At 44.4% G+C, this 17,694-nt stretch carries 16 protein-coding genes; 1 reads left to right on the forward strand and 15 read right to left on the reverse strand.

Annotated features, from left to right (window positions below; translation table 11 throughout):
• Positions 1-67 precede the first annotated feature (67 nt).
• From K7R10_RS06580 to K7R10_RS06640, 13 genes are all read right to left on the reverse strand, one after another.
• Positions 68-1,045 carry a polyprenyl synthetase family protein gene (locus K7R10_RS06580; RefSeq protein ID WP_224483889.1) on the reverse strand — a complete coding sequence of 326 codons (978 nt, stop codon included), beginning with the start codon at positions 1,043-1,045 and terminating at the stop codon, positions 68-70.
• A 61-nt stretch (positions 1,046-1,106) separates the two neighbouring features.
• A complete protein-coding gene (gene rlmN / locus K7R10_RS06585) occupies positions 1,107-2,147 on the reverse strand; it encodes a dual-specificity RNA methyltransferase RlmN (protein WP_224484313.1) in 1,041 nt (346 codons plus the stop codon).
• A gap of 104 nt (positions 2,148-2,251) precedes the next feature.
• Entirely contained in the window at positions 2,252-3,301 is a 1,050-nt protein-coding gene (queA, locus tag K7R10_RS06590) for a tRNA preQ1(34) S-adenosylmethionine ribosyltransferase-isomerase QueA (protein WP_224483890.1), read from the reverse strand.
• Between the two features lie 262 nt (positions 3,302-3,563).
• Positions 3,564-4,790 carry a 3-phosphoshikimate 1-carboxyvinyltransferase gene (aroA, locus tag K7R10_RS06595; protein WP_224483891.1) on the reverse strand — a complete coding sequence of 409 codons (1,227 nt, stop codon included), beginning with the start codon at positions 4,788-4,790 and terminating at the stop codon, positions 3,564-3,566.
• 61 nt (positions 4,791-4,851) lie between these two features.
• Positions 4,852-5,178: a nucleotide pyrophosphohydrolase gene (locus tag K7R10_RS06600; protein ID WP_224483892.1), complete on the reverse strand. Its 327-nt coding sequence runs from the start codon at positions 5,176-5,178 to the stop codon at positions 4,852-4,854.
• Between the two features lie 4 nt (positions 5,179-5,182).
• Positions 5,183-7,120, reverse strand: coding sequence for a transglutaminase family protein (locus K7R10_RS06605; protein ID WP_224483893.1), 1,938 nt, complete (start codon positions 7,118-7,120; stop codon positions 5,183-5,185).
• Between the two features lie 4 nt (positions 7,121-7,124).
• Positions 7,125-9,053, reverse strand: a complete 1,929-nt coding sequence (locus tag K7R10_RS06610; RefSeq protein WP_224483894.1) for a DUF3857 domain-containing transglutaminase family protein — start codon at positions 9,051-9,053, stop codon at positions 7,125-7,127.
• Between the two features lie 76 nt (positions 9,054-9,129).
• Positions 9,130-9,582, reverse strand: a complete 453-nt coding sequence (gene dtd / locus K7R10_RS06615) for a D-aminoacyl-tRNA deacylase (RefSeq protein ID WP_224483895.1) — start codon at positions 9,580-9,582, stop codon at positions 9,130-9,132.
• A 26-nt stretch (positions 9,583-9,608) separates the two neighbouring features.
• The gene (gene rsgA, locus K7R10_RS06620; RefSeq protein ID WP_224483896.1) at positions 9,609-10,559 is read right to left on the reverse strand and encodes a ribosome small subunit-dependent GTPase A; all 951 of its coding nucleotides are present in this window, start codon (positions 10,557-10,559) and stop codon (positions 9,609-9,611) included.
• Positions 10,560-10,697: 138 nt separating this feature from the next.
• Positions 10,698-11,780, reverse strand: coding sequence for a bifunctional 3-deoxy-7-phosphoheptulonate synthase/chorismate mutase type II (locus K7R10_RS06625; protein WP_224483897.1), 1,083 nt, complete (start codon positions 11,778-11,780; stop codon positions 10,698-10,700).
• 10 nt (positions 11,781-11,790) lie between these two features.
• Positions 11,791-12,651 (reverse strand): prephenate dehydrogenase, encoded by an 861-nt coding sequence (locus tag K7R10_RS06630; RefSeq protein WP_224483898.1) that lies wholly within the window; start codon positions 12,649-12,651, stop codon positions 11,791-11,793.
• Positions 12,648-13,814, reverse strand: a complete 1,167-nt coding sequence (locus K7R10_RS06635; RefSeq protein WP_224483899.1) for a pyridoxal phosphate-dependent aminotransferase — start codon at positions 13,812-13,814, stop codon at positions 12,648-12,650. Before K7R10_RS06635 ends, K7R10_RS06630 begins: the two co-directional genes overlap by 4 nt.
• The gene (locus tag K7R10_RS06640) at positions 13,811-14,638 is read right to left on the reverse strand and encodes a prephenate dehydratase (protein WP_224483900.1); all 828 of its coding nucleotides are present in this window, start codon (positions 14,636-14,638) and stop codon (positions 13,811-13,813) included. Before K7R10_RS06640 ends, K7R10_RS06635 begins: the two co-directional genes overlap by 4 nt.
• 310 nt (positions 14,639-14,948) lie before the next feature.
• Here K7R10_RS06640 and gldA point away from each other — a divergent pair, with 310 nt between their 5' ends.
• The gene (gldA, locus tag K7R10_RS06645) at positions 14,949-15,845 is read left to right on the forward strand and encodes a gliding motility-associated ABC transporter ATP-binding subunit GldA (protein ID WP_224483901.1); all 897 of its coding nucleotides are present in this window, start codon (positions 14,949-14,951) and stop codon (positions 15,843-15,845) included.
• On the opposite strand, the gene K7R10_RS06650 is transcribed toward gldA, so the two are convergent.
• On the reverse strand, positions 15,842-16,600 hold the full coding sequence (locus tag K7R10_RS06650) for a head GIN domain-containing protein (protein WP_224483902.1): 759 nt from the start codon (positions 16,598-16,600) through the stop codon (positions 15,842-15,844). The two genes, gldA and K7R10_RS06650, sit on opposite strands and share 4 nt — an antisense overlap.
• Positions 16,597-17,691, reverse strand: coding sequence for an acyloxyacyl hydrolase (locus tag K7R10_RS06655; RefSeq protein ID WP_224483903.1), 1,095 nt, complete (start codon positions 17,689-17,691; stop codon positions 16,597-16,599). The genes K7R10_RS06650 and K7R10_RS06655 overlap by 4 nt, the downstream gene beginning before the upstream one ends.
• Between the last annotated feature and the right edge of the window lie 3 nt (positions 17,692-17,694).

The following is a 17,694-nucleotide window of genomic DNA, read 5'->3' on the forward strand; positions in this document are numbered from 1 at the left end:
GCTAAATCACTGATAAACCTGCTTATATAAGAGAAGTGAAAAAGCGTAAAATGTTACAAGAGAGGCGTTACTTTTTACGTTCGATCACGTAATTCACCATCATTTCGAGAGAATCACGGTAAGGTGACGGGGGGTACTGACATAGAATCTCCATGGCTTCGGCCTGGAATTTATGCATTTGCTTCTCGGCATAGTCAAGTCCGCCATTTGACTTCACAAAGGCAATAACTTCATTGATACGCTTCTTGCTTTTATTGTGATTCTTAACCGAATTTATCAACCATCTTCGATCTTTCTCCGCAACGGTATTGAGCACATGAATAAGCGGAAGGGTCATCTTTTGTTCCTTCAGATCTATTCCGGTAGGTTTCCCGATAGGACCATCGGTATAGTCGAAAAGGTCGTCTTTGATCTGAAAGGCCATACCGATCAACTCACCAAACTTCCTCATCTTTTCGACCTCTTCTGAATCTGGACTCACCGAACAGGCACCCAGGCTACAGCAGGCAGCGATGAGCGTGGCGGTTTTCTGCCTGATGATTTCGTAATAAACCGATTCTGTGATATCGAGCTTGCGGGCCTTTTCGATCTGCAAAAGCTCGCCTTCGCTCATTTCCCGCACCGCGACCGAGATGATCTTCAACAGATCAAAATCATCATTATCTATGGAGAGGAGCAGCCCTTTAGACAACAAATAATCTCCGACCAGCACAGCGATCTTATTCTTCCAGAGGGCATTGATGGAGAAAAATCCACGTCTGCGGTTACTGTCATCTACCACATCATCGTGCACCAGGGTTGCGGTGTGGATCAGTTCTATAACGGAAGCCCCGCGGTAGGTACGCATATTCACCTTCCCTCCCGAGACCATCTTGGCCACCAGGAAGACGAACATAGGGCGCATCTGCTTCCCTTTTCTGTTTACAATGTAGTGGGTAATACGATTGAGCAAGGCCACTTTTGAAGACATGGATTCGTAGAACTTCTTTTCAAAAAGTTCCATCTCATCATGTATGGGCCCTTTAATTTGCTCAACTACCTTCATCGGAGGATCAAATATAGTATTTCGCTTTGATAATTAAGCGGTGTGATCACAGAATATCGCCTTATGATTTATTGGCAAGCTGCCCGCAGGCAGCATCGATATCCTTACCCCGTGAGCGTCTTACGGTTACGGTGATCCCGGCTTCCTCCAAAATTTCACGGTACATCTCTATAGCATTGAAATCAGCCTGCCTGAATGTATCATCACCTATCGGGTTATATTCGATCAGGTTGACCTTTGAAGGGGCAAAGCGACAAAATTGCACCAGGGCCCTGGCATCTTCCACGGTATCGTTAATGCCCTTCCAGACAACATATTCATAGGTGATCCTGCTTTTGGTCTCCTGGTACCAGTATTGCAAAGCTTCCCGTAGGTCTTTCAGCGGGAAGGTTTCGTTAAAAGGCATGATGCGGCTTCGCACTTCATCTATGGCAGAATGCAGGGAAACCGCCAGCTTAAACCTGACCTTGTCGTCGGCGAGTTTCCGTATCATCTTGGGAACACCGGAGGTAGAGACCGTTATTCGTCGGGGTGACATCCCCAGGCCGTCTTCAGAAGTGATCATTTCGATCGCCTTCAGAACGTTCCGATAATTCATCAGGGGCTCACCCATTCCCATGAAAACGATGTTGGAGAGCGGACGATCAAAATACAGACGGCTTTCATTATCGATGGCCACCACCTGGTCATAGATCTCATCGGGATTCAGATTGCGCATACGCTTTAATTTGGCAGTCGCGCAAAACTTACAATCCAGACTGCATCCCACCTGGCTGGAAACACAGGCTGTTGTTCTGGTTGAAGTAGGTATCAAAACCGATTCAACCACCAGCCCGTCATGCAGTTTCACCGCATTTTTGATCGTGCCGTCCTGGCTTCTCTGCATCTGATCGACCCTGATATGATTGATCACGAAATGCTCTTCCAGCATGGCTCTCGTTTCTTTAGAGAGGTTAGTCATCTCATCGAAACTATGAGCAGACTTGGCCCATAACCATTCATAGACCTGATTTCCCCTGAAAGCCTTATCGCCCTCAGAAACAAAGAAGTCCCGCAACTGATCCCTGCTAAGGGCTCTGATATCTTTTTTTTCCTTTATCATAATCTTTGCAAAGATAAGAGATTCTTTTTCCATGCCTTACGGGCATGGGCAACAAAAAAGCCCCGTGAATCTCACGGGGCTTTTCCTGATATTATATGACCTCTTTACAGGATCAGCATGGCATCACCGTAGGAGTAGAATTTGTAATTCTCTTTCACAGCCTCCTTATAAGCCTTCATGATCAGGTCGTGACCGGCGAAAGCAGAAACCATCATCAACAGCGTTGATTTTGGAGTATGGAAATTGGTCACCATACAATCTGCGATGCTGAATTCGTAGGGAGGAAAGATAAATTTATTCGTCCACCCATCATAAGGATTCAGTGTTCCTTCAGAAGAAACCGAGCTTTCGAGTCCTCTCATAACAGTGGTCCCCACGGCACAAACTTTATTCTTTTTGGCTTTCGCAGAGTTAACGATCTCAGCAGATTCTTCGGTGATGAACAACTCCTCACTGTCCATTTTGTGCTTGGAAAGATCTTCCACCTCAACCGGGTTGAAAGTTCCCAAACCTACGTGAAGGGTCAGTTCTGCAAAATCAATTCCCTTTATCTCAAGGCGTTTCAGCAGGTGCTTTGAAAAGTGAAGTCCGGCTGTCGGAGCGGCTACTGCTCCTTCCTTCTTGGCATAAATGGTCTGGTAACGCTCTTCATCTTCAGGCTCTACCTCTCTCTTGATATATTTCGGAAGCGGGGTCTCACCCAACTCATTCAATTTGCTGCGAAACTCATCATAAGAACCATCATACAGAAAACGAAGGGTTCTTCCGCGAGAGGTCGTATTATCGATAACCTCGGCCACCAGGCTCTCATCTTCCCCGAAATACAGTTTATTACCGATTCGGATCTTACGAGCCGGGTCTACCAACACATCCCACAGGCGTTGTTCCTTGTTCAGTTCCCTAAGAAGAAAAACCTCGATACGGGCTCCTGTTTTTTCCTTGTTACCAAAGAGACGGGCAGGAAATACCTTGGTATCATTCAATACCATCACATCACCTTCATCAAAATAATCGATCAGGTCTTTAAAGAGCTTGTGCTCGATTTTTCCACTTTCACGGTGAAGCACCATTAGTCTGGCCTCATCACGATGTTCAGAAGGATACTCTGCCAATAATTCCTTGGGTAATTCGAAATTGAAATTAGATAGTTTCATCTGCTTTATTTTCTTTTTTCACAGCAGACCAAAAATGAATAAACCGCGAAGAAAGCCTGTTACAGGCATTCAACACGGATCGTATTTTTGATCTAAGGTCTGTTATTCATGTATTCAGTAACCTGAAAGGCAATATTTTATACCTGACAGGAGGCGCAAATATACAACTTCAACAGGGGGGATGTCAAGGAATTGAATGATTATTTTCTCAGTAGACAGAAGGTTATGCGAGCCTCGGGCATCACTGTCCAGAAAAGATTATTTAGATTTTCTCAACGGTGAAACCCAAAACCTCCAGATCGTTCCAGAAATCGGGATATGATTTACTTACCACCCCGGCATCCTGAATGCTCAGCGGCACTTTTAAAGCCAGAGGAGCAAAAGCCATTGCCATTCTATGGTCGTTATACGTAGCTACGGAAACCCCGTTTTGTATGTTACCTGATGGCTGAAGCATCAGTTCCTTATCGGTCACCTCTATCTGTGCTCCAAATTTTGACAACTCGGCTTTAAGCGCTTCTAACCTGTCGGTTTCTTTGATCTTCAGGGTGTGTAACCCGGTTAACCGGCATCCTATTCCTAATCCGAAGCAGGTTACCGCTATCGTCTGGGCTATATCGGGAGCATTGGAAAGATCCAGTTCCATATAATCTGTAACGGCTGCATCAGCAGACCTGCTAAGATGTAACCCATCTCCCTTGAAGCTGGTTTCCACACCAAAATGCCTGTAAATCTCTGAAAGTACGCTGTCTCCCTGCAAACTGTCTTTTCTGTAGCTGCTAAGAGAAATCGATGCAGACTCAGAAAGGGCGGCAATACTGTAAAAATAAGAGGCTGAGCTCCAGTCAGATTCCACAACAAGTGTTTGCTTTTCGACAGTGGTCTTCGGTTGCACCCGGATCAGATTGCCCTTAAACTCATAAGGTACCCCGATGCGATCGAGCAATGACAAGGTCATTTTAATATAAGGAACAGAAGTAATCTTCCCCTTCAGCTCAAGCATAAGACCCTCCGGCAAAGAGGGCGCGATCAATAGTAGCGCCGATATGTACTGGCTGCTTACATCGGCCGGAATGGTAACCTTATTACCCTGCAATCTTTTGCCCTGAATAAGAAGTGGCGGATACCCCTCTTCATTTTCATAACTAATATCCGCGCCAAGCTCGCGAAGTGCCTCCACCAATATCCCGATGGGCCTCTCAGTCATTCGTCTGGAACCTGTGAGCCGGATATTTCGTCCCGGCTGAGTGGCAAAATAAGCCGTAAGAAACCTCATAGCCGTTCCGGCATGATGAATGTCGATCTCTGATGCTGAGCTTTTCAGTCCCTTTTGCATGACCAACGCATCATCTGAATTAGAGATGTTCGCGATGGTTAACTGAGGGTAAAGTGCCTGCAGCAGTAAAAGTCTGTTGGTTTCGCTTTTTGAACCGGTAATGGTAATATCTCCGTTTAAGCGGGATGTTCTGGCGCTTATATTGATGTTCACAGGAAAAATTTTAGGGATAAAAGTAAAAAAGTATCCCGCATTGCAGGATACCTCTTAACACTTATTTCAGCTTTTCATTGTTGTGATGCCGGTCGTGATCACGTTTGGTCTTCAGTTCCATCTTCTTATCGAAAGAAGCCTGCAGGTCGACACCTGTCTGATTGGCCAGGCACAGAACCACAAAAACCACATCGGCCAGTTCCTCGCCAAGATCCTTGTTCTTATCGCTTTCCTTCTCACTCTGCTCTCCATACCTCCTGGCGATAATACGAGCCACTTCACCCACTTCTTCGGTGAGTTGTGCCATATTTGTCAGTTCATTAAAATATCGAACTCCGTGTTCCTGTATCCAGCTGTCAACAACCAGCTGTGCATTTTTTAAATCCATCGTATCATACCTTTACCAAAACGATCTTTTCGGTTTCCTTTTTTACCATCAGGTCAAAAAAGCTCCGTAAAGCCTCGTAATAATCTGCGGGCACAATATCGGTATTTATTTCTGAAGAAACCACCAATTGAATTCTGCTGCCATTCACTGCAACATTGAAAGTAAACTTCCCCAGATTATCGGGAAGCAGAACAGCAGTAGATTCAGGAAGGTGTTCTATAGTGAAGTTTTCAGGGATATTTAGATTCACCATTATACGAGTTATCTTTGGATACAGGAAATCGACCGGGAATTCTCTTTTTTCCAGTTTAAAGGGATTTTCATCTTCAGCAAAAAATAACATAGGAGATAAAAGCATCTTATTTCCACTAAATTCTGCTGTAGTTTCCTGGGTAAATTTGAAACTTTCTACCAATGGCATTTTATGATCTTCCATATTATCCCTGGAATATTCACCTATTAGAATACCTGAAAGTTTATTTTCCATTTCTTCCAAATAGAGATCTTCGCTTTTATTCAGATGATTTTGCCTGAACCTGTATGCTTCGTGGTGGGTCAGCTGTTGTCGCATCATACCTTCCAGGGAGCCGTCTTCCTTAAGATCCACCATTAATGTAACCATCTTTGCGGCTTGCTGCGGGGCGGAAAGGTCTATATCAGCTGAGGTTCCGTCTTCCCTTACCAAACGTCCATTCCAGTTTAATGAACGCAAAGGCAAAACATTTGGCAGGGCGTGTTTATCAGTAGCATCGAGCAATATTGACTTACCGGGCAATTCGACGTGACAAATAACATAATTGAAACCATCTGTAGTTGGAAAAAGCGGAATCCCATGTGATTTGGTACTGGTGAGGACCGGATTTGCCTTGAGCCCGGCATGACGCAACATAGCGGTTAGCATCAAATTGATGTCGGCCACATTTCCGGTATTTTCTTTATAGGCCTTTCTTACCCCCAGGTCACACCAGTAGCCGAAATATTCATTCCAGGTCATCTTATCGCGAACAAAATTAAATATTCGACTGACTTTTTCTTCGGAAGTAGTTGCTCCCTGCAGTGCCCGGTTCAAATCTTCATTGAAATAGCCGTTTTTCTTCAATTCACTTCCAAATTCATCGTAGTCATAGATAGACTTAGTAACATCGTTCCATGTTTGGGAGTATGATTTGTAATATTTCCCAGGAATATTGACTATGTTCAGCTCATACATAGCTGCGGCCCGGTAGTTATTAATGTTATCAACAAAACTTTCGACTTTCAGTGAAGGGATGTTCTCCCTGTCGTATTCATGAATATTAACATTCTGTCCTATACCAGCATTATATGCGCTGGTCTGGTTAGGAAAAATCCCTAAATAGCCCCTGTACTGGGGCTTAAACTGCATGAAATCCGGAGCGCTGAACCGGTAACTTAACTTATTTACCGGAATACCGAATTGAAAAGCAAAAGGGTTAATCCGGGTAATGAAATCAGAGCTGATTTTATATTTATATTCGATCACCGTACCTTCCTTTACCTCCGGCAAAGCGAATTTTACCTTCTTGAAATTCTTATTATATTCTTCTGTGAAAACCTGATCCTTATCCAGCTTCATCTCTTTGAGATTCCCATCTTCTTCATTATATGAATAAGCTTTAAGGCCTCCTAACTTTTCAGCATCGTTCAAAAGAATAAGTTCAATAGTTGCATAATCAAACCCTTCCTTGGTGTATACTTTAAGACGATTATGCACCTCGGTATACTGTTGAATTCCCCCACCTACTGTAAGAAAATAAGTTTCCCTTTTTCTATAAAGCCAAGCTGCCTCTGCCTCAGGTTCTACCGGGTGTTGTTTTTCGCGGACTTCTTCAAGGGAAACTTTACCAAAATCAAAGTCTTGTGCCGAAAGAAATTGGCCAGGCACGAGGATAAATAAAACAATTGAAAAAAGAAGCTTGTTCATAATGTCAGGTTTTTGTGGTGGGTTTAAGCATGAGTTTCAGATTATCGTAGAGGGCGATCTTTTTGCGAAAGGCCCGATATTTTCCATAGTCTTCTTTCGGGTATTTACCCTTTTTGATGAACACTTTGCGCTTGAAGTCTATTTGCTGATCATCTACCATTTCGAAGTCCAGTTCGTAGGAACCGAATTTTCCCTCCAAACGCACCGGTTCGGGCAAAGCTTCGACACGATAGCCTTCAGGTATTGAGATTCTGACCACATCTTCATCTGAAAAACCGGTCTCTATCCAAAGGGGTAGTTTCCGGCTTCTGTAACGGGAAGGAACACGATCCAAACGATTAAAGGCATTCACTGAGAAAAAAAGATCGTCCCCTGAAGGTTTCACATAATTATCGGCAGAAAAGGAAACCGTTTCGGTGAATGAAATTTCAGACTTATCATTCTCAAAACATATACTTTTCAGCTGCAGATTATTCAGATCATCCCAATAGTTTTTATAGTATTTATGAAGTTGCTCTGCATCCTTGTCAGCCAAAAAATATCTGTCATCGTACTGAAGCCCGGTAGTTGTCATCACCAATTCTGCATGCATGACACCATTCGTATCAATCGTATAGCTACCACGGGTGATCTGACGGTTGTCATCGGCTCCGTATTTGGGCGTTTTCAGTATTTCTCCCCCGTCGGGCCTGATCACATGTACCTTCCGGTCATCTGTAAAGTCTCCGAGAAAATTAAACGGTAAGCGTTGAGAGGTACAATCTAACCAAAGAAGCTCATCCTGGTAAGGGATGGCAAGGATTACATGATTCCCCTGGGCAAGCGAGGCAAAATCATCATGAAAATCTACCCGGCTTTTTCCGGCCTGCACATGGGTGTAATATGCTTCAACACCAACTGCCCGAAGGAGTGCCATGGTATAGTTAGTCAGGCCTTTACAATCTCCGTATTTTACCTCATCGACCTCAATGGCCGCTATAGGCTGAAATCCACCAATACCAACCTGTACGCTTATATACCTGGTTTGTGACTGGACATATTCATAAATCAACCGGGCTTTTTCATATATATCATCAGTATGTGCAACGAGATCCTGCACCTCTTTGATAGTAGCTTCCGGAAGCTCCTGTCGTCCCCGCAACAATTCCTGTTGGAACCAAAGTCCAAGTTCCTTCCAGCTGGTCCCTTGACCCTGATAGCCTTCAAACGAAAATTGATCGACTGTCAGTTCTACTCTTGGTGAAAAATCATATATCGAGGGGGCCAGCTCTTCAGATCGGTATGCGGGAATATTCTTTACTGTAAAGGAAAGATAACCTTGGTCTTGCATTACCATGATCTCGTGTTCGTCAGTCTTCGACAAATGGTAAAGAGGATCGAAAACTTCCTTCGGATAATGAAGCTCCACACGGCTTTCCTGAACCGACTGATAAAAGCTGTTGATAAAATAAGTTGTTGGAATAGCTGCTGTATTCGGGGTTTTTACTTCATAATTCAGTTCGAAGGTGAAAGGATACTGAACAGGCGTGTAATCGAGAAAAAGAATCTTAGAGTCAGAATACAACGTACTTCCTGAAACGGCACTTCTTTCATTAAAATCTCCCTTACGAAATTTCTCGATTCGGTTACCCCCCTGATCGTATACATAAGCTGACACGTCGCTAATGCTTCTGCTGTCATCAAAATAAATGTAAGGATCGAGCTGCCGCAATCCGTCTTCGTTCATAATGGTTACAATACGTCTTTCAGAAATGGTCATCCGATCGATCTTTTCAAGCTGCACCAGTGTCTCCTGTAATCTGAGTACAACATCGGCATCGATGGTCAGCTCGGAAGGTATCGTAGAAACCTTGTAATAATCAGCATTGTTTTGGGAAAAAAGGCCAAGGTGAATGCCAGAAAAGAAAATGACAATCAGAAGAATTTTCTGCATGAATAAGGGGTATTGGTCACGCAGTAAATATACTCTATCTTATTAAAAATGAAAGAAAATATGTATAAAATATTTCTTAATCCCTCCGTTTGGAATCGATAATAATGGTAACCGGGCCATCGTTAACAAGCGCAACCTTCATATCTGCCCCGAACTCCCCTCGACCTACCGGTTTCCCGTAGGCTGATGAGAGTTGATCCAGAAACTTTTCATAAAGAGGAACGGCGGTTTCAGGCTTTGCCGCCTTAATGTAAGAGGGGCGATTACCCTTTTTTGTAGAGGCATGAAGGGTAAACTGGCTGATCACCAGTAATTCCCCGGCGATCTGTTCGATATTCAGATTCATCACTCCTTCATGGTCATTGAAAATTCGCAGTCCCATGATCTTTTTCACCAACCAGTCGATATCTTCCCCGGTGTCGTCTTCCTCTATACCCAGTAAGACGAGCAAACCCTTTGTTATGGCATACCTTATTTCATTGTCAATGGTAACGGAAGCTTCACTGACGCGTTGAATCACAATTCTCATTATAGCAGGTTTAAAGTTTGATGATGTCAATCTTCGCCATACATATCGGTACGATATGATTCTTCTTCACCTTCCAGCATTTGCAGATAGCTTTTATAACGGCTCCAGGCGATTTCCCCATTCTCCAGTGCATCTTTTACCGCGCACTTTGGTTCATCAACATGCAGGCAGTTATTAAATTTACATTCGCTTTTCAAGGCAAAGAATTCGGGAAAGTAGTCACCGATCTCCTCTTTTTCCATATTCACTATTCCAAAGCCCTTGATACCCGGCGTGTCTATGATCCGGCCACCAAAATTCAGATCGAACATTTCAGCAAAGGTTGTCGTATGCTGTCCTTGTCTGTGCTGTTCTGAAATAGCCGCTGTTTTTAATTCCAGGTCAGGCTCCAGGGCATTGATCAGCGTGGACTTCCCTACACCTGAATGCCCGCTGAACATCGAAATTCTATCTTTCATCTCCAATTTCACTTTCTCGATATTCATTCCGGTCTTCGCAGATATTCTGATACAATCGTAGCCTATTTTACGGTAAATCTCTTCGAGCCAGGCCACCTCTGCCAATGCCTCCTCGTCATAGGTATCTATCTTATTGAATAAAAGAACGGGGGTGATATCATAGGCCTCGGCCGTAACCAAAAACCGATCGATAAAATCGGTATAGGTCTTAGGGTTGTCGATGGTCACTAATAAAAATGCCCGGTCTACATTAGCTGCGATAATATGTGTTCGTTTGGAAAGATTCACCGATTTTCTGACCAGGTAATTCTTGCGGTCCCTGATCTCATTGATAACCCCAATGACCTCATCTCCGATCTCCTCCGTCTCAAATTCAACCACATCGCCCACCGACACCGGATTGGTGCTCTTTATGCCCTGAATTCTGAATTTTCCCTTGATCCGACAGGAGAAAATTTCGCCATCAGCGGTTTTTACGGTGTACCAACTTCCGGTAGATTTATATACGGTTCCTATCATTGAAGTTTCTAAATCATTAAAATCGGTTAAAATTAACCAGATTCATTCGTTTTTCTTCCTATTCAGGGAAATAATTGAGTTTGCCTTTCAAAAGACAGGAGAATTAAAATAAAAAAAGCGGCCGAAGCCGCCTTGTATTTAACCATTGATGATCTTTTCCTGGTGGTTGATCGATTCCTGGTGAATGGCTTTAAAGATCTTTAGAATAAACTCTTCGCTAAGGCCATGGTCTTCTCCTTCGAGTATCATTTTACCCAGGATCTCATTCCAACGTTTAGACTGAAGTACAGCCACATTCCTGTTTTTCTTCAGCTGACCGATCTCATCGGCGATCTTCATACGTTTACCCAGGGTTTCGATAAGATTGTTATCGATCACATCGATCTGAGCCCTCATATTACCAAGTTTCGACTTGTACTCACTTTCTTCGTCGGTCTCCTTTCTGATCTTCAGGTCTTTCATGATCTGTACCAGCTTTTCAGGTGTCACCTGCTGAGCGGCATCACTCCAGGCATTATCAGGATCACAGTGAGTTTCAATCATGAGTCCGTCATAATTCAAATCCAGCGCTGTCTGAGAAACATCGAAGATCATATCTCTTTTTCCTGTGATATGCGAAGGATCGCAGATCAGTGGAAGATCCGGAAAACGATTCTGCAGCTCGATGGCGATCTGCCATTCGGGAATATTCCTGTACTTGGTCTTCTCGTAGCTTGAAAACCCACGGTGAATCACTCCGAGCTTCGAAATGTCGCTTTTATATAATCTTTCTATCCCACCCAACCAGAGCGAGAGATCCGGATTCACAGGATTTTTTAAAAGCACTACTTTATCGGTACCCTTCAGGGCATCAGCGATCTCCTGTACGATAAACGGACTCACTGTAGAGCGGGCTCCGATCCATAACATATCGACATCGTGTTCCAGCGCCAGTTCCACATGAACCCGGTTGGCCACCTCGGTGGCTGTTTTAAGTCCTGTTTCCTTTTTTACCTGTTGCAGCCATTTCAGGCCTATGGCACCTACCCCTTCAAAATTTCCGGGACGTGTGCGGGGTTTCCAGATGCCCGCCCTGTAGTAGTTCACATCGGTGTCTTTCAGGCTTCTCGCAATATCGAGCACCTGGTCTTCGGTTTCGGCGCTGCAGGGACCTGCGATCACCAGCGGATGGTCGAGTTGGTGGTCATCTAACCAGGTTCTTAAAGCTTTGCTGTTTTCCATAATACAAGTGTTAAGTCGTTTTTATTGTAATTCCGTTCAATATGTCTTTAATACGATTGGTGTCTTCCATTTCCTGATAGATCGCCTCAAAATCATCTTCTTCCATCAGATCTCTGAACTGCCTGAGGTTATTGATATATTCATCAAGGGTCTCTATCACATTGGCCTTGTTTTGCTGAAAGATGGGAGCCCACATAGCCGGAGAACTCTTGGCCAGTCTCACCGTACTCTCAAAACCACTGCCGGCCATATCGAATATATCCCGCTCGTTCTTTTCTTTCTCAATTACCGTCTTTCCCAGCATGAAAGAACTTATGTGCGATAGGTGAGACACATAGGCGATATGCTTGTCATGAGCACGCGGCTCCATGTAGCGTATTCGCATACCCAGTACTGAAAAGAGCTCAAGTGCTCGTTCCTGTAATTTAAAGGCCGTCTTTTCCACCTCACAGATAATATTGGTCTTTCCTTCATACAAGCCGTATATGGCCGCTCCGGGACCTGAAAACTCGGTTCCTGCTATAGGGTGAGTTGCCAGGAAGTTTCTCCGGCGTTCATGTCCGGAAACCAGGTCGCATATACCTGCTTTGGTCGAGCCGACATCGAATACCAGGCATTCGTCACCTATACGGTCGAGTATCTCGGGGATCAGCTCAAGAGCCGCGTTGACCGGAATGGCTACGATCACCATATCGGCATCCTCTAAATCCCCCATATCGCCAATGGCATCAATCAGCTGCCGGTCAAGTGCCTGAATCCCGTGCTCCGGATTCTTATCGATTCCGATCAGGCTCACATTTTTCAATCGCTGCCTGATATCCATGGCGAAAGAACCGCCTATCAGTCCTAATCCTATCACACAAATCTTCATACGCCTACTTCCTTTTTGGTCAACCTTGATAATACTTCCCTGATCTTCCCCTCATCCACACAAAGCGAGAACCGGATATACCCTTCTCCATTCTTTCCGAAAACCGTTCCCGGGGTGATGAATACAGAATGAGTGTAAAGAATATGATCGATATATTGCTCTGCCGGTACAGAACCTTCAGGAAGTTTTGCCCAGACAAACATACCTGTCGAATCCTGGTCATAAGTACATTTTAGTGTATCGGCTATCTGAAAAATAAGGTCCCTTCTCCGGGCATATACCTCATTGATACTTTCATACCAGTGATCACTCAGCTCAAGAGCTTTCGCAGCCCCTTTCTGTATGCCATAGAACATTCCGCTATCCATGTTACTCTTGATCTTAAGCACATCGCTGATATGTTCCTTACTGCCTAAAACAAAACCAACACGCCAGCCGGCCATGTTAAAGGTCTTGCTCAGTGAATTGAGCTCCAAAGCCACCTCTCTGGCACCTTCAAACGCAAGTATGCTCAAGGGCTTGTCATTCAGCACAAAGCTATACGGATTATCATTGACCAGCAGGATATCATGTTCCTTCGCCAGGGCGATCAGTTCTTCGAACAGTTCTGCCGTAGCTGTAGCTCCGGTAGGCATGTGCGGATAGTTGAGCCACATCATCTTCACCTTTGAAAGATCACTTTTTCTAAGTGCCTCCAGATCGGGCAGCCAGCCGTTTTCCTGTTCCAGATCATAATACCTGGGAAGGGCTCCGACTATATTGGTAACCGAAGTATAGGTGGGGTATCCCGGATCAGGGATCAGCACTTCATCGCCCGGATTCAGAAAGGCAAGACTGATATGCATAATCCCTTCCTTACTTCCCATAAGGGGCAGAATCTCTCCGTTTTCATCAAGATCCACCCCAAAATGAGAACCATAGAAATCACGAACTCCCTGTCTGAGCTCAGGAATACCCTGATAACTCTGATACTGGTGGGCTCTGTCTTCCCTCACCGCTTCAATAAGGGTCTCAAGCACTTCAGGAGCAGGATCGAGATCGGGACTACCGATACCCATATTGATGACAGGCTTACCGCCGGCTATAAGTTCCCGCACCTCTTTCAATTTGGTGGAGAAGTAATACTCCTTCACTTGTTTCAATCTATCGGCTGCTTCCATCATAATTTTCCATTTATATATTCTCCATGTATTTTAAAGTGCTCTGCCATGATCGACAGAACCGATTTTGCCTTCTGAAAATCGGCGTATTTATCGAAAGTGACATCTACAAAAAAAGCATACTTCCAGGGGGTTTCTATTTTTGGAAGCGACTGTATCTTAGTAAGATTCAAATGGCAGTCACTCATCACGTTAAGCACGGTGGCCAGACTACCCCTTTTATGGTCCAGTTCGAATTTGAGGGACGCCTTATTTATCTGCGATTCAGGAATCACCGAATTTTTCTTTTGAACGATCACAAAACGGGTGGCGTTATTCTTGATGGTCTGAATCTCAGGCGCCAGGATGTCAAGGCCGAATATTTCAGCTGCCTTGTAACTCGCAATGGCCGCAATTCCCTTCAGGTTCTTATCACTGATACGTCTTGCCACATCAGCTGTATCTGCATCTTCGATAAGTTTTATATGGTCGTATTGTCTCAGGAAGGCCTTACACTGCAGCAACGCCATGGGATGAGAATACACCTCTGAAATATCTTCTATCTGCTGACCCGGTAAGGCCATCAGGTTATGGTGTACGTTGATATAATGCTCGCCGACGATATGCAGATCATTGTCATCGATCAGCGCGTAATTGGGAATAATCGATCCGGCTATGGAGTTTTCTATAGCCATCACTCCTTTCTTTACGATTCTCTCGTTCAACTGGTCTACCAGATTGTCAAAAGACAGGCACTCCAGCAGTTCAATGGAGTCACCGAAATACTCTGATGCTGCCTGATGGTGAAAAGACCCTTTAATTCCCTGTATGGCGATTTTTTCGTTCATAAGTGTAAAAAAAAAGTCCCGATTTATATCGGGACCCTGTAATTCTTTTATAGTATATAATGAGCTATACCGGTCCCGTTCCCCTTCTAAAAAAATAAAAGAAGAAATAATAAAGGTTCCAGATGTAGCTGTTTAAAATCATGTTTATTTTTGTACTAGCCGGGAACTAAAGTAGGTATTATTTTTAAAATACAAACACCTGCGCATTTTTTTTAATAATTCTCGCATAATAAGGCGCCGAATTACAAGATTCAAAAAGAAAATCGTTTATTGTTGCACAATTGACAATAACAAAAACTCATAAATAGCCATGTCGATAACCGTTTCAGAACTCTATAAACTCTACGATAAACAAACCGCCCTGAACGGAGTCAGCTTTACATTGTCAAAAGGAGAGATCGCGGGATTCCTGGGACCCAACGGTGCCGGAAAATCCACCCTGATGAAAATCCTCACCACCTATATAAAACCTGATAAAGGTACCGCAACTGTAAATGGGTATGACATCTTTGAAAACCCCGCCAGGGTAAAGCGAAGTATCGGCTACCTTCCTGAGCACAATCCGCTCTATCCCGAAATGTACGTGCGGGAATACCTTGCTTTCAACTGTGACATTTATGGTATTTCAAAAAACCGCATCGACGAGGTCATTACTGAAACCGGATTGAGCCCTGAGGCTGACAAAAAGATATCGATGTTGTCTAAAGGGTATCGACAGCGTGTCGGGCTTGCTGCCGCCTTATTGCATGACCCGGAAGTACTCATACTCGATGAACCCACCACAGGTCTCGACCCTGCTCAACTGATCGAAATCCGGTCACTGATCAAGCGCATCGGAAAAGAAAAAACCGTATTGCTGTCGACACACATCATGCAGGAAGTGGAAGCCATTTGTGACCGTGTCATTATGATCAAACAGGGAAACATTCTGGCTGATAAAAAGCTTTCCGCTTTAAGAGAAGACCAGGAACAGATCATTGAGGTCGAATTCGATTACCGGGTTGAAGAGGTATTACTGCAGCAGTTACCATATGTAAAGCAGGTGAAAAACACAGTCGGCTTCGTTTATGAGATCACCTTTAAGACCGATACCGATATGCGGGCACAGGTATTCGACTTTGCTCATGACAACGGGCTTAAAACCCTTCAGTTAAACAAGAAAAACAAAAACCTGGAAAAACTCTTTCTTGAATTGGTCAATGCTTAATCTGCATAGAGTAGCCGGCCCCGGTAATGCTCGGTGACATCAAGTGAATCAGGCCTGTTGTAAAGTATCAGATCGCCGGTACCATACAGGTCGCCTTCCACCAAATTCAGAGGATTAACCAGTAAATCGTTACTTCCACGATGATAGATCAAAACATGCTCAGCCTCCAGCGAAGCGGCCTCTACCCTGCTGTTTCCGGCTGCGATGCCAATACTCAATACTCTGACTCTACCGCTCAGGTAGGCATTTGCCAGGCCGTTAAAGGTCATACGCAGGCGATCTGCCTCTATATCCAGATAAAACTCACCATTGGTCACCATATCGGGTTTCAGAAATCCTTCAGACAATAAATTCAGGTCTTGCAACTGCAACCTGCCTTCTGAACGGATGGCGAACTGAGTCGAACTTCTTATTTCGCGAAAATCAGGAGCCTGGATGAGAACTTCTGTGTTGCCGTAACTCCTGAACAGATTGCAGCCGTTGTTGTTGGAAACAATTAACTGTCCCTCCTTAACCTCCAGGGTAACATCGTCTATCAGGTTCTCTCCTGAGGTGATCACTGCTTTATACGACTCTCCCTGTCTTACTACAGCTTTAACGCCTTCGTTAACCAAAATTCTGTCAAATGCCTGAAGAGCTACTTCACGGCTAACGATTTCTCCTGAGGTTTGCCAGCAATCACCGGCATCCGGACTGTCACAACCCCAAAAAATAAGGGATATCACGATTAATACTATGATCTTTACATCTCTCATAAGCGGTATCCTATTCCAATTTCAACTGCCTCAGCCTTTGCCGCATGAGCCTTTAAGGTCAAAGACGTAAACCAATTCTTTCCGGGATAGAACTTCAACCCGGTTCTCAGATACATCCTTCCTTCAAACTCGACCGGATAATAGAGGTAATAGCCAACCTGGGCCAGCCAGGAGAGCCGGTTTATATATAACTCATGTCCGGCAAACACACCGACACGCTTATAATCTTCATCACCGGTGATCTCGTCTTCAGGAAATGAAATGGCTCTGTAACGGATAAACTCCTTCAGGAAATTCGAAAAAAATATCTCAGAACCAAGGTGTACCCCACTTTTTCTGTTGATTCGCTTGTCGGCATAAGCCGATAATATGTAGAAGGCATACTGTCCGCTGTCGATCACATCACTTTCATTCACCCCTGTTCTGAAAGCAAGGTTCAGGTGTATAGGCTCACTATATTTCAAACTCAGGCTGTCATTCCTGTACCTGTCAACCTCGCCGTCCAGATCGTAATTGACCCCCACATTCAACAAAAGGGAATTGATACTGGTATTGGGTGCCTTCACATTGGCATTGCTGTAATGGATCAGGCTTATCCCGGCCTGGAGTCCGAAACGATCAAATATACGTTCCCGCTTATAGTTCAACATAAAGTAGGTGCTGCTCATCAGCCGGGTACCGAAAGCGATATTCCTGAAATTCTCAGCCTTATCGTAGGGCTCAGTGGTCAGGGCGAGTCCCTGCCCGATACGCATCATAAGGTTCCTGTTAAAAAAGTAGAAATTATAATGAGCGTACAGCGCGTAATTTTCTCCTAAAAACTCATTCTTCAGATCCTGGTAACTGAACGAAAATCCGTAGTCGGGATAGCCGTAGAGCTGCTCCCACTCCTTTTCACCATTGGTCTTCCGGTTCCAGCCGACGATCACACCTTCGGGGTGATCGGTGATCAGGTGTAAAATATCATCGTTATGTCTTGCTATATTTCCTGTGAAATAGCTCACATCCAGAAAAGACGGAGGCATTTTCTCCTGGGCCGTTAACATGGCATTGAGAGACAACAGCAGGATCAGCAGGCAGGTTCTTTGCATTTC

The sequence above is a fragment of the Robertkochia aurantiaca genome, assembly GCF_020166495.1.
Classification (GTDB): domain Bacteria; phylum Bacteroidota; class Bacteroidia; order Flavobacteriales; family Flavobacteriaceae; genus Robertkochia; species Robertkochia aurantiaca.

Coding starts and splice junctions, on each gene's coding strand:
- K7R10_RS06610 (WP_224483894.1), bottom strand. CDS start 9,053: ATGCAGAAAATTCTTCTGATTGTCATTTTCTTTTCTGGCATTCACCTT.
- K7R10_RS06630 (WP_224483898.1), bottom strand. CDS start 12,651: ATGAAGATTTGTGTGATAGGATTAGGACTGATAGGCGGTTCTTTCGCC.
- K7R10_RS06600 (WP_224483892.1), bottom strand. CDS start 5,178: ATGGATTTAAAAAATGCACAGCTGGTTGTTGACAGCTGGATACAGGAA.
- K7R10_RS06625 (WP_224483897.1), bottom strand. CDS start 11,780: ATGGAAAACAGCAAAGCTTTAAGAACCTGGTTAGATGACCACCAACTC.
- K7R10_RS06640 (WP_224483900.1), bottom strand. CDS start 14,638: ATGAACGAAAAAATCGCCATACAGGGAATTAAAGGGTCTTTTCACCAT.
- K7R10_RS06655 (WP_224483903.1), bottom strand. CDS start 17,691: ATGCAAAGAACCTGCCTGCTGATCCTGCTGTTGTCTCTCAATGCCATG.
- dtd (WP_224483895.1), bottom strand. CDS start 9,582: ATGAGAATTGTGATTCAACGCGTCAGTGAAGCTTCCGTTACCATTGAC.
- gldA (WP_224483901.1), top strand. CDS start 14,949: ATGTCGATAACCGTTTCAGAACTCTATAAACTCTACGATAAACAAACC.
- K7R10_RS06605 (WP_224483893.1), bottom strand. CDS start 7,120: ATGAACAAGCTTCTTTTTTCAATTGTTTTATTTATCCTCGTGCCTGGC.
- queA (WP_224483890.1), bottom strand. CDS start 3,301: ATGAAACTATCTAATTTCAATTTCGAATTACCCAAGGAATTATTGGCA.
- rlmN (WP_224484313.1), bottom strand. CDS start 2,147: ATGATAAAGGAAAAAAAAGATATCAGAGCCCTTAGCAGGGATCAGTTG.
- K7R10_RS06650 (WP_224483902.1), bottom strand. CDS start 16,600: ATGAGAGATGTAAAGATCATAGTATTAATCGTGATATCCCTTATTTTT.
- rsgA (WP_224483896.1), bottom strand. CDS start 10,559: ATGATAGGAACCGTATATAAATCTACCGGAAGTTGGTACACCGTAAAA.
- K7R10_RS06635 (WP_224483899.1), bottom strand. CDS start 13,814: ATGATGGAAGCAGCCGATAGATTGAAACAAGTGAAGGAGTATTACTTC.
- K7R10_RS06580 (WP_224483889.1), bottom strand. CDS start 1,045: ATGAAGGTAGTTGAGCAAATTAAAGGGCCCATACATGATGAGATGGAA.